The following is a 482-nucleotide window of genomic DNA, read 5'->3' as shown; positions in this document are numbered from 1 at the left end:
CCCCCGTCACGCCTGTGACTTTCGGGGGCTGTTCCTGCTGGTCAACCGCGCGACGCCATGAATCTGCAGCAAACCACGGCGCTGAGCGAGGGATCTTCGGTGACCGCCGGCTCCGGGCGCATCATCGAGACCAGCATCCCGGCGCGGCTGGATGCGCTGCCCTGGAGCCGCTTCCACACCCGTGTCGTGGTCGCACTCGGCATCACCTGGATCCTCGACGGGCTGGAAGTGACGCTGGCCGGGGCGCTCTCGGGTGCGCTCAAGCAGAGTCCATCACTGCACTTCTCAAATCTCGATCTCGGTATCGCCAATTCCGCCTATCTCGCCGGCGCCGTGCTCGGCGCGCTCGGCTTCGGCTGGCTGACCGACCGGATCGGGCGCAAGAAGCTGTTCTTCATCACGCTGGCGCTCTATCTCACCGCCACGGCAGCGACCGCCTTCTCCTGGAGCGTCGCGAGTTATGCGCTGTTCCGATTCCTCAC

At 65.8% G+C, this 482-nt stretch carries 1 protein-coding gene; it reads left to right on the top strand.

Annotation, left to right across the window (positions count from 1 at the left end):
- Positions 1–57: 57 nt before the first annotated feature.
- A partial coding sequence (locus AACY52_RS30540) for an MFS transporter (protein ID WP_339561419.1) occupies positions 58–482 on the top strand: 425 nt, incomplete at its 3' end.

The organism is Pseudomonas sp. EA_65y_Pfl1_P113 (assembly GCF_963970525.1).
GTDB lineage: Bacteria > Pseudomonadota > Gammaproteobacteria > Pseudomonadales > Pseudomonadaceae > Aquipseudomonas > Aquipseudomonas tritici.
This window is presented reverse-complemented; position numbering and strand designations above follow the sequence as displayed.